General features: G+C 72.2%; 8 protein-coding genes. 7 read left to right on the forward strand and 1 reads right to left on the reverse strand.

The window, feature by feature from the left end; translation table 11 throughout:
- Nucleotides 1-114: 114 nt before the first annotated feature.
- The 5 genes from pcaF (at nt 115) to ACN268_RS29170 (ending at nt 7,339) form a co-directional block, all read left to right on the forward strand.
- The gene (gene pcaF / locus ACN268_RS29150) at nt 115-1,320 is read left to right on the forward strand and encodes a 3-oxoadipyl-CoA thiolase (protein ID WP_421486207.1); all 1,206 of its coding nucleotides are present in this window, start codon (nt 115-117) and stop codon (nt 1,318-1,320) included.
- Between the two features lie 187 nt (nt 1,321-1,507).
- Nucleotides 1,508-2,395, forward strand: coding sequence for an SAM-dependent methyltransferase (locus ACN268_RS29155; RefSeq protein ID WP_421487025.1), 888 nt, complete (start codon nt 1,508-1,510; stop codon nt 2,393-2,395).
- A 7-nt stretch (nt 2,396-2,402) separates the two neighbouring features.
- A complete protein-coding gene (locus ACN268_RS29160; protein WP_421486209.1) occupies nt 2,403-4,568 on the forward strand; it encodes a putative bifunctional diguanylate cyclase/phosphodiesterase in 2,166 nt (721 codons plus the stop codon).
- Nucleotides 4,569-4,764: 196 nt separating this feature from the next.
- Entirely contained in the window at nt 4,765-5,265 is a 501-nt protein-coding gene (locus ACN268_RS29165) for a DUF456 domain-containing protein (RefSeq protein ID WP_421486210.1), read from the forward strand.
- 439 nt (nt 5,266-5,704) lie between these two features.
- Entirely contained in the window at nt 5,705-7,339 is a 1,635-nt protein-coding gene (locus ACN268_RS29170) for an amino acid permease (protein WP_421486212.1), read from the forward strand.
- Nucleotides 7,340-7,419: 80 nt separating this feature from the next.
- Here the strand turns inward: ACN268_RS29170 and ACN268_RS29175 are convergent, their stop codons facing one another.
- Complete coding sequence (locus ACN268_RS29175; protein ID WP_421409601.1) at nt 7,420-8,013, reverse strand: hypothetical protein; 594 nt, start codon at nt 8,011-8,013, stop codon at nt 7,420-7,422.
- A 531-nt stretch (nt 8,014-8,544) separates the two neighbouring features.
- Between ACN268_RS29175 and ACN268_RS29180 the strand changes: the two genes are divergently transcribed.
- The gene (locus ACN268_RS29180) at nt 8,545-9,909 is read left to right on the forward strand and encodes a glutamine synthetase family protein (protein WP_421486213.1); all 1,365 of its coding nucleotides are present in this window, start codon (nt 8,545-8,547) and stop codon (nt 9,907-9,909) included.
- Nucleotides 9,910-10,023: 114 nt separating this feature from the next.
- Entirely contained in the window at nt 10,024-11,370 is a 1,347-nt protein-coding gene (locus ACN268_RS29185) for an aldehyde dehydrogenase family protein (RefSeq protein WP_421487026.1), read from the forward strand.

Raw genomic sequence — 11,370 nt, forward strand, 5'->3', positions numbered from 1 at the left:
ACCCGGCGGGGGCGGCGTCCGGTACGGGCGCGGATATCCTGACGGCGGGCGTCCCCCGTGACCCGGGTGACGCCGGACCGCCAGCCCCTTCCCACCCCCGAAGGACGTGCGTCGATGAGCGTGGCCTACCTCGTGTCCGGAGTCCGTACCCCGATCGGCCGGTACGCCGGCGCGCTGGCCGGGGTGCGCCCCGACGACCTGGCCGCCCACGTGCTGCGCGAACTGGTCGCCCGGCACCCGGCGGTGGACTGGGCCCGGGTCGACGACGTGGTGCTGGGCTGCGCCAACCAGGCCGGTGAGGACAACCGCAACGTGGCCCGGATGGCGGCGCTGCTGGCCGGCCTGCCGCAGGAGGTGCCGGGCAGCACCGTCAACCGGCTCTGCGGCTCCGGCCTGGACGCGTTGGCGACCGCCGCCCGTGCCGTGGTGGCCGGGGAGGCCGACCTGGTGCTCGCCGGTGGCGTCGAGAGCATGAGCCGGGCCCCGTTCGTCATGCCGAAGGCGACCACGCCGTATTCGCGGGCCGCCGAGGTGTACGACACCACCCTCGGTTGGCGGCTGGTCAACCCGCTGATGGAGGCGGGGTGGGGGATCGACTCGATGCCCGAGACGGCCGAGAACGTGGCCGCCGAGTTCGGCGTCGACCGGCGCGCGCAGGACGAGTTCGCGCTGCGTTCCCAGCAGCGGGCCGCCAAGGCGCAGGCCGACGGCCGGTTCGCCGAGGAGATCGTGCCGGTGACCGTGCCGGCCGGTCGCCGGGAGACGAAGCTGGTCGAGGTCGACGAGCACCCCCGGGAGACCTCGCTTGCGAAGCTGGCCGCGCTGCCCACCCCGTTCCGGGCCGGCGGCACCGTCACCGCCGGCAACTCCTCAGGCGTCAACGACGGCGCGGTGGCCCTGCTGGTCGCGTCCGAGGCGGCGGTGGCCCGGTACGGCCTGAGCCCGCTCGCCCGGGTCAGCGGCGCGGCGGCGGCCGGCGTACCGCCCCGGATCATGGGGATCGGGCCGGTGCCGGCCACCCGTCGGCTGCTCGACCGGCTCGGCCTCGCCCTGGCCGACGTGGACGTGGTCGAGCTGAACGAGGCGTTCGCCGCGCAGGGGATCGCGGTGCTGCGCGAGCTGGGCCTGCCGGAGGACGCCGAGCACGTCAACCCGAACGGCGGGGCGATCGCCCTGGGGCATCCACTCGGGGCCAGCGGCGCCCGGCTGGCGTTGACCGCAGCCCTGGAACTGCGCCGCCGGGGCGGCCGGCGGGCCCTGGCGACCATGTGCGTCGGGGTGGGTCAGGGCATCGCCCTGGCGCTGGAATCCGTCGACTGACCCGGCCGGACGCGCCGCGGTGGCCTGGGGTGCGCGGGTCGACGCGCAGCGTGACGACGGTTCGCTCGGCGGGTCCGACCTGCCGGTCCCGGGCACAGATCGGGGTCGGCTGATCTCCCGCACCTGGGCGGACGGGCCTAGAGTGGTCAGCACCACACGATCCGCGGGTCGGCCGGTGCGGCTCCGCGTGCCCGCGCACGCCGTCGACACCGGTGCCCTCCCGCACCGCGGCGACGAACTGGGGGGCCAGGCAGAGATGCAGACGCCGGACGGACTTCCCGCCGAGATCGACCTGAGCCGGCCCAGCGCCGCCCGGGTCTACGACTACTTCCTCGGCGGCGCGCACAACTTCGAGATCGACAGGCGGCTCGCCGAGCAGATCGCCGGCATGACCCCGAACCTCGCGGCCACCATGCGCTCCGGCCGGGAGTTCCTGCGCCGCGCCGTCCGGGCGCTGCTCGACGCCGGCATCGACCAGTTCCTCGACATCGGCTCGGGCATCCCCACCGTCGGCAACGTCCACGAGGTCGCCCAGGCCGCCGACCCGCAGGCCCGGATCGTCTACGTCGACATCGACCCGGTCGCCGTGGCGCACAGCCGCGAACTGCTCACCGGAAACGACCGGGCCGTCGCCGTGCACGCCGACCTGCGGGAACCGAAGCTGATCCTGGACGAGGCCCGGTCCAGCGGCCTGATCGACTTCGACCGTCCGCTGGGCATCCTGCTCGCCGGGGTGGTGCACTTCGTCCCCGACGCCGACCGCCCGGCCGACATCCTCGCCACCCTGCGGGCCGCCGCCGCACCCGGCAGCTTCCTGGTCATCTCCCACTCCACCTTCGAGGACCAGCCCCAGGAGATGCTCGACGCGCAGCGGCTCTCGGCCCGCACCGACACCGAGATCACCCTGCGGTCCCGCGCCGAGATCACCGGCTTCTTCGGTGACTGGACGCTGCTTGAGCCAGGTGTGGTGCACATGCCGCTGTGGCGGCCCGACTCCCCGTCCGACGTGGACGAGCACCCCGAGCGGTTCGGGGCGTTCGGCGGCGTCGCCCGGTACGACCGACCCGCCGGCTGAGCCGACCATGTCCGCCGTTCCGGACCCCGGCGGCACCGACGCGTCCCGTCCGGGCGCGCAGGCCTACGCCGCCGACTGGGCACGGGCGGTACGCCGGCTCGGGTTCGTGCCGATGAGCACGGACGAGACCGAGCGGCTGCTGCTGACGCACACCGTACGGCTGGCGCAGACCCTGCTCGCCGAGGAGTTCTCCGCCGCCCCGGCGGAGGAGGTGGGCCGGGCGCTGGTGGAGGCGCACCTGACCGAACCGCGCATCCTGGACTGGTCGGTACGGGCGCTCGGTGACCAGTTGCCGCAGCGGGTGCTGCCCCCGGACGACCTGCCACCCGACCTGCCCGTCCGGGTGGCCGCCCTGCAGGGTGGGCTGGCCGCCGGGTTCGGCCGGGCGCTGCGCGACCGCACCTTCAGCCAGCAGGAGCGGATCGCCCGGTCGGCCTGGCAGGCGCGGGATTCGGTGGAACGGGCGCTGCGCGACAGCGAGGCGCGGTTCCGGGCGGTCTTCACCGGTGCGGTCATCGGCATCGGGCTCGCCGGCATCGACGGTCAGATCATCGACGTCAACCAGTCCTTCGCCGACATGCTCGGCTACACCCCGGAGGAGCTGCGGCAGACCAACGTCGCGGCGCTGTTCCACCCCGACGACGCGGCCGGGATGTGGGAGATGTACCAGGAGCTGATCGAGGGCAAGCACGACAGCGTCCGGGTGGAGAAGCGCTACTACCGCAAGGACGGCAGTGTCGTCCTGACCGACCTGGCCGTCTCGCTGATCCGGCACGACGACGGCCGCCCCCGGTTCACGGTCGCCATGATCGAGGACATCACCCAGCGGTACGAACTCCAGCAGCGGCTGCGGTTCCAGGCCCTGCACGACCCGCTCACCGGCCTGCCCAACCGGACGCTGTTCTTCGAGCGACTCGGCCAGGTCTTCGCCGACGCCGGGCCCGAGCAGCGGATCGGCGTCTGCTTCCTCGACCTGGACGGCTTCAAGGCGGTCAACGACAGCCTCGGCCACGACCTCGGCGACCGGCTGCTGGTCACCATCGCCCGGCGGCTGTCCGACTGCGTCATCGGCCAGGGGCACCTGGTGGCCCGGATGGGTGGCGACGAGTTCGTCATCCTGGTCAACGGCGGCGAGGGCATCGACGACGCGGTCGGTGTCGCCGAGTTGGCGCTCGCCGCGGTGGCCGCGCCGGTGCTCGTCGGCGACCACCAGCTCGCCGTGTCGGCGAGCGTCGGGGTGGTCGAGTGCCCGGCCAGCGAGACCAGCGTGTCCGAGCTGATGAAGGCCGCCGACACCACGCTGTACTGGGCGAAGGCGGAGGGCCGGGGCCGCTGGGCGGTGTACGACCCGGAGCGCAGCGCCGCCGACATCGCCCGGTCCGCGCTGGCGGCGGGCCTGCCGGCGGCACTGGACCGGGGCGAGTTCGTGGTCCACTACCAGCCGATCGTGTCCCTGCTGGACGGCTCGATGCTCGCGGTGGAGGCGCTGGTGCGCTGGTCCCACCCGGAGCTGGGCCTGGTCGGCCCGGACCGGTTCATCGGCCTGGCCGAGGAGACCGGGCTGATCGTCAGGCTGGGCGAGTGGGTGCTGCGGCAGGCGTGCCGCGACGCCCGCGCCTGGCACCGCGAGTTCCCGGAGGCGAAGCTGGTGGTCAGCGTCAACCTGGCCGCCCGGCAGGCCGACGACCCGGCCATCGTGGACACCGTCGCGAGCGCGCTGAGCCGCAGCGGCCTGCCGGCGGAGCTGTTGCAGCTGGAGCTGACCGAGAGCGCCGTGATGGGCACCGCCGGGGAGCCGTTACGGTCGTTGTACCGGTTGGCGGATCTGGGCGTACGGCTGGCCATCGACGACTTCGGCACCGGCTACTCCAACCTGGCGTACCTGCGGCGGTTGCCGATCCACTGCCTGAAGCTGGCCGGTCCGTTCGTCGAGGGCATCCGGGGTGACGGCGGCGACTCCTCGCCGGATCACCGGGACGAGCGGATCGTCGACGCCCTGGTCCGGTTGGCGCACGCGCTGGAACTGTCCGTGACCGCCGAGGCGGTGGAGACCGGGGAGCAGGCCGAACGGTTGCGGGCGTTGCGCTGCGACACCGGCCAGGGCCGCTGGTTCGGCCCGCCGGCCCCGGCCGACCAGATCACCGCCCGGCTACGCGGGGAGCCGACGGAGTGACCTGCTCCCGGGGCGGTTCGGGGGCGTCGTCGGCGGTGCGGTGGTGACCGGGGCGTGGTCGGTAATGGGGGCGTGGTCGTTCGGGGTGGGGTGGCCGGAGGCGGCCGGTCGGGTACGGGTGGCCGGCGGGGAGCCCGGTGCTCTGGCATGGTGACGACGTGGCCGGGACGGGACCGGGTGGGGGAGAGGTGGCGGGGTGAGCCTGACCGACGGTGAGGCGGCGTTCTCGGTGATCGCGGCGATCGCGATCGTCGCCGGGTTGGCCGGGGTGGTGGTCCCCGGCCTGCCGGCGCTGCCGCTGTGCTGGGGCGGGGTGCTGCTCTGGGCGCTCTTCGGCGGTGCCGGGCCGGGACGCTGGGCGGTGCTCGCCGCCGCCACCGTGGTCGCCGCCGCCGGTGCGGTGATCAAGTACGCCTGGCCGGGGCGCAACCTCAAGCGCACCGGGGTGCCCACCTCGTCGCTGCTCGTCGGGGGTCTGCTCGGGCTGGTCGGGTTCTTCGTCATCCCGGTGATCGGCCTGGTGATCGGTTTCGTCGGCGGGGTGTGGGGGGCCGAACGGCTGCGGCTGGGCAGCAACCAGCTCGCCTGGCCGGCGACCGTGCAGGCGTTGAAGGCGGCCGGCCTGTCGATGCTGGTGGAGTTCCTGGCCGGCCTGGCGATCGCCGCCCTCTGGGTGGCCGGCCTCCTGTTCACCTGACCCGCGCCGAGCCTCCCCTGATCGACTCATCTGGGCCGCTGTTGCGGTATCCGGTCGCCGGGACACCGCAACAGCGGCCCAGGCGAGTGGATCAAGGTTGGGCGGGTGGCGGGGCGGGACGCCCGTCGGGTACGGCACGACGCCGTACGTGAGAGAGAGGTGGGCGTCCCGCGCCGCCGTGGTGCCGGGCTCCTGCCGAGCGCCCGGCGTCGGCCCGTCGCGATCGGGCCTGGTCACGGGCTCAAGCATGCGTCGGTGCCGGGCCCGGGGCAACCCGATTACCGCCCGCCGGGGCGACCTGACCACTGCCGCCCGGGGCGACGCGAATTAACGAGTTCGGCACCGGCGACGGATTGACCGTCGTGATCGGCGGGACGAGACTCGGGCGCACCCGGGGATCACCCGGGCAGTACCGGGTACCACCTCAGGGAGGTGTGCTGTGGCCACAACGCCCCCGCCGACCACCGGGCAACCGCCGACCGCCGGGAACGGGCAACCGTCGACCGCCGGGCAACCGCATGCGCCGGACGACGACGCCCGACGACTCGCCGAACTCGGCTACCAGCAGGAGTTGCACCGCACGTGGAGCGGCTTCTCCAACTTCGCCATCTCGTTCTCGATCATCTCGATCCTGGCCGGCTGTTTCACCACCTTCGGGCAGGCGTGGAACAACGGCGGGCCGGTCGCTATCTCCTGGGGCTGGCCGCTGATCTCGCTGTTCATCCTGATCATCGGGTTCTGTCTGGCCGAACTGGTCTCGGCGTACCCGACGGCCGGGGGGATCTACTGGTGGGCGGCGAAGATGGGCCGGCCGGTGCACGGCTGGTTCACCGGCTGGCTCAACCTGATCGGCCTGGTCGCCGTCACCGCGTCGGTGGACTACGGCTGCGCCACCTTCCTCAACCTCACCCTGTCGGCGCTCTTCGACGGGTGGGAGGGGACGCTGCGGCAGGCGTTCCTGCTGTTCGTGATCATCCTGGCCCTGCACGGGCTGATCAACATCTTCGGGCACCGGATCATCGACGTACTCCAGAACGTGTCGGTCTGGTGGCACGTGGCCGGCGCCGCCGCCGTGGTGGCCATCCTGCTGCTGGTGCCCGACCGGCACCAGAGCTTCCAGTTCGTGTTCACCGAGCGGTTCAACAACTCCGGGTTCGGTGACGGCGACACCGGCGGGTTGACGTTCTGGTTCTATGTGCTGCCGCTGGGATTCCTGCTCACCCAGTACACGATCACCGGATTCGACGCCTGCGCGCACGTGTCCGAGGAGACCCGGGGCGCGTCCCAGGCCGCCGCCAAGGGGCTGTGGCGGTCGATCTTCTATTCGGCGGTGGGCGGGTGGATCCTGCTACTGGCGTTCCTGTTCGCCGCCACCGACGTGGACGCGATCAACGCGGCCGGCGGATTCTCCGGTGCCATCTTCGAATCCGCGTTGACCCCGTTCTTCTTCAAGACGGTCATCATCATCTCCACCATCGGGCAGTTCTTCTGCGGAATGAGTTGCGTGACCTCGATGAGCCGGATGACGTACGCGTTCAGCCGGGACCGGGCGGTGCCCGGCTGGCGGTTGTGGTCGAAGGTCGACCGCAACGGCACCCCGGCCAACGCGATCATCGGGGCGACCCTGGCCGGCCTGGTGCTCACCCTGCCGGCGCTCTACCAGAGCGACGGCGTCCCGGTCGCCTTCTACGCGGTGGTGTCGGTGGCGGTGATCGGCCTCTACCTGTCCTTCGTCATCCCGATCGCGCTGCGGCTGAGGATGGGCGACCGGTTCGAGCCGGGGCCGTGGACGCTCGGCCGCAAGTACAAGCTGTTCGGCTGGGTCGCGGTGGTCGAGATCGTGATCATCTCGGTCTACTTCGTGCTGCCGATCGTGCCGGCCGGGGTGCCCGGCAACCCGGAGTTCAGCTGGTCGGCGGTGAACTACGCGCCGCTGGCCGTCGGCGGGGTGCTGCTCGGGGTGGGCATCTGGTGGTACGCCTCGGCCCGGAAGTGGTTCACCGGGCCCCGCCGTACGGTCGACGTGCCGGTGGCACCGACGGCGGACGCCGCACGGGTCGACGGGCCGGCCTGACCACCAGCCCTCCGGGGCGACCACGGACAGCCCCCGGAGGGAGCCCTGAAGGGTTCCGGCCGGGGGCCGCCCGGCGACCGTCAGAGGTACGCGCTGTTGCTGAGGGTGAGCGGGATGAAGGTGGTCGGGCCGCCGTAGTTCCAGGTGATGAAGGCGTCCGCGCCCGTCTTGTACTCGCCGGTGGACCGGGGGTACTCGGTGTCGACGGTGCCGAGGACGGTGCTGTAGGCCGTCTTGGTGTTGTAGGTGACCTGGGTGTTGTAGCGGAACAGGGCGACCTCGACCTGGATCGCGTAGACGGGATAGGTGCACTGCACCGACGCCAGGCCCTCCTCGCCGCCGCCGTACGGGCCGCCGTAGTAGACGAACGGGGTGCTCGGGGTCAGCGTGCAGGTGACGGTGATGGAACCGACGGTCCCCGTCACCGAGGTCGAGGCGAGGGTGCCGGAGGAACCCGCCGACACGCCGGTGGCTCCGGTGGACAGCGGCGCGAGGCGACCGGCCCGCGCGCCACCGGTGGCGGACGATCCGGCCGCCGGCTGCGCGGCGTCGGCACCGGCGGTGCGGGGGGCCGCCTGGGTCGGGCCGGCCACCGCGAGCAGCGCGGCGGAAACGGCGATCGCCACCAGGGCGGCGAGGGCCCGGGGCTTCCCACTGGGACGTACTCTCGTCATTACGCGTCCTTCGGTGCGTCGTGATGGAGCAGTTCGGGTGTTTCTGGGGCCGGCCGGCCCGGTGCGACCGAGGGGGCCGAACATCCACGCTCCGGTGACCTGTCGACGCATTGCGCGCGAATACGCGGCAGGTCAGGGGAAGTGGTCGTGCGGATCGGCCGACGAAGTGCCGTGCGTCGCACCGGCCGGCTCAAATTCTGGCAAGGTTTCCAACTTTTACGCAAGGTCGCCGAGCGATTACCGATCGGTGTGGTCGGCTATGTGTCCGAACGGATGAGCGGCGTGCCGCGGCGCTTCTTTTCCGCCTTTGGGAAAAGCATTTCCGTCGTTGTGCGCACGACAATTTCCGCGCGTTTCGCGTGTCGGGGTCGCATCCGGCTCCGGACCACGGGCGGGCCCTCGCGGGCCGGGTCGCCGGGGCCGGACCGGGACCGGCCGGACCACCCCGGGCCGGGGGTTTGCCGGCCCGCCCGGACGGGGCATTGACGGTGATCCGCTAGGCCGGTAGACCTTGGTGATGGAGGCGCACGGATGAGGAAAGCCCCGCTCACGTTGGAACAGCTCCGGGTCGCCGTCGCCGAGGGCGAGATCGACACGGTGGTGCTCGCCCTGACCGACATGCAGGGTCGCCTCCAGGGCAAACGGTTCCACGCCCCGTTCTTTCTCGACCAGGTGGTGGCCAACGGCAGCGAGGGCTGCAACTACCTGCTCGCCGTGGACGTCGACATGAACACCGTCGACGGATACGCCATGTCGAGCTGGGAACGCGGCTACGGCGACTTCGCCATGCGCCCCGACCTGTCCACCCTGCGCCGGATGCCGTGGCAGCCGGGCAGCGTGCTGCTCCTGGCCGACCTGGAGTGGCTGGACGGCTCCGGCCCGGTGGTCGCCTCGCCCCGGCAGATCCTGCGCCGGCAGCTCGACCGGCTGGCCGACCACGGGCTGACCGCGTACGCCGGCACCGAGCTGGAGTTCGTCCTCTACCGCGACTCGTACGAGGAGGCGTGGCGGCGCGGCTACCGCGACCTCACCCCGGCCAACCAGTACAACGTGGACTACTCGCTGCTCGGCACCGCCCGGGTGGAGCCGCTGCTGCGCCGTATCCGCACCGAGATGGCCGGCGCGGGGCTGACCCCGGAGAGCGCCAAGGGCGAGTGCAACCTCGGCCAGCACGAGATCGCCTTCCGCTACGACGAGGCGGTGGCCTGCGCAGACCACCACGTGATCTACAAGAACGGGGCGAAGGAGATCGCCGCCCAGGAGGGCGTGTCGATCACGTTCATGGCCAAGCCCAACGCCCGGGAGGGCAACTCCTGCCACATCCACTTCTCGCTGCGTGACGTCGACGGCCGCTCGGCGATGCTCGGCGACGGGCCGGCGCAGCTCAGCGTCACCGGGCAGCGGGTGCTGGCCGGGCTGCTCGCCACCATGCGCGAGATGAGCGTGCTGTTCGCCCCGAACATCAACTCCTACAAGCGTTACCAGCCCGGCTCGTTCGCGCCGACCGCGCTGCGCTGGGGCACCGACAACCGCACCTGTGCGCTGCGGCTGGTCGGCCACGGGCAGGGGATGCGGGTGGAGAACCGGGTGCCCGGCGCGGACGTCAACCCGTACCTGGCGATCGCCGCCCTGGTCGCCGGGGCGGTGCACGGCATCGAGCAGGAGCTGGAGTTGGCCGACGAGTGCACCGGCAACGCCTACGACGACCCCACCGCCGAACGCGTCCCACCCACCCTCCGCGACGCCCTCACCCTCTGGCAGAACTCCGACATCGCCCGCTCTGCCTTCGGCGACGAGGTCCACGCCCACTACGCCAACCTGGCGAAGGTCGAACTGGCGGCCTTCGACGCCGCGGTGACCGACTGGGAACTAACCCGTGGCTTCGAACGCCTCTGACCCCCGCTGCGGCGTCGATCATGGAGTTGTGGTGGGCGATATGAGGCGGTATGCGGTTTATCCGGGGCACCACAACTCCATGATCGACGGGGAAAGGGGTGGGGCGTGACGCGGGTGGTTGATCCGGCGAGTGGGGATGTGGTGGGGGAGGTGGCGGCCACCGGACCGGGGGAGGTGGATGCGGCTGTCTCTCGGGCTGCTGGGGCGTTCGAGACGTGGCGTCAGGTTGCGCCGGGGGAGCGGGGGCGGATCCTGCGGCGGTTCGCGGGGCTGGTGGACGCGCACCTGGAGGAGTTGGCGCGGCTGGAGGTGCGCAACGCCGGGCACACCATCGGCAACGCGCGCTGGGAGGCCGGCAACGTCCGCGACGTGCTCGACTACTACGCGGGGGCGCCGGAGCGGCTGACCGGGCAGCAGATCCCGGTGCCCGGTGGCTGGGACGTCACCTTCCACGAACCGCTCGGCGTGGTCGGGGTGATCGTGCCGTGGAACTTCCCGATGCCGATCGCCGCCTGGGGATTCGCCCCGGCGCTGGCCGCCGGCAACACGGTCGTGCTCAAGCCCGCCGAGCTGACTCCGCTGACCGCGCTGCGGCTGGCGGAGCTGGGGCGCGAAGCCGGCCTGCCGGACGGCGTGTTCACCGTGCTGCCCGGCCGGGGCGACGTGGTTGGCGAACGGTTCGTCACCCACCCGGCCGTGCGCAAGGTCTGCTTCACCGGCTCGACCGAGGTGGGCACCCGGATCATGGCCGGCTGCGCCGCCCAGGTGAAGCGGGTCACCCTGGAGCTGGGCGGCAAGAGCGCCAACCTGGTCTTCGCCGACGCCGACCTGGAGAAGGCGGCGGCCACCGCGCCGTACGCCGTGTTCGACAACGCCGGGCAGGACTGCTGCGCCCGCTCCCGCATCCTGGTCCAGCGCCCGGTCTACGACCGGTTCCTGGAGTTGCTCGAACCGGCGGTGCGGGCGTTGCGGGTGGAGGACCCGGCCGCCGAGACCGCCGAGATGGGCCCGCTGATCTCCGCAGCCCACCGGGACCGGGTCGCCGGCTACCTCGACGGTGCGAGGGTCGCGTTCACCGGCAACCGGCCCGACGGCCCCGGATTCTGGCACGCCCCGACGGTGCTGCTCGCCGACTCCCCGGCCGACCGGCACTGGCGGGAGGAGATCTTCGGGCCGGTCGTCTCGGTGCTCCCGTTCGACGACGAGGCCGACGCGGTCCGGCTCGCCAACGACACCGAGTACGGCCTGTCCGGCTCGATCTGGACCCGGGACGTCGGCCGGGCGCTGCGGCTGGCCCGCGCCGTGGAGGCGGGCAACCTGAGCGTCAACTCGCACTCCTCGGTGCGCTACTGGACCCCGTTCGGTGGGATGAAGCGCTCCGGGCTCGGCCGTGAGCTGGGCCCGGACGCGCTGCACGCCTTCACCGACGTCAAGAACGTCTTCATCGGCACGGAGGAGTGA

It is taken from the genome of Micromonospora sp. WMMD735 (assembly GCF_049178995.1).
In the GTDB taxonomy this organism is placed as follows: Bacteria; Actinomycetota; Actinomycetes; order Mycobacteriales; family Micromonosporaceae; genus Micromonospora; species Micromonospora wenchangensis.

Coding starts and splice junctions, on each gene's coding strand:
- pcaF (WP_421486207.1), top strand. CDS start 115: ATGAGCGTGGCCTACCTCGTGTCCGGAGTCCGTACCCCGATCGGCCGG.
- ACN268_RS29160 (WP_421486209.1), top strand. CDS start 2,403: ATGTCCGCCGTTCCGGACCCCGGCGGCACCGACGCGTCCCGTCCGGGC.
- ACN268_RS29175 (WP_421409601.1), bottom strand. CDS start 8,013: ATGACGAGAGTACGTCCCAGTGGGAAGCCCCGGGCCCTCGCCGCCCTG.
- ACN268_RS29180 (WP_421486213.1), top strand. CDS start 8,545: ATGAGGAAAGCCCCGCTCACGTTGGAACAGCTCCGGGTCGCCGTCGCC.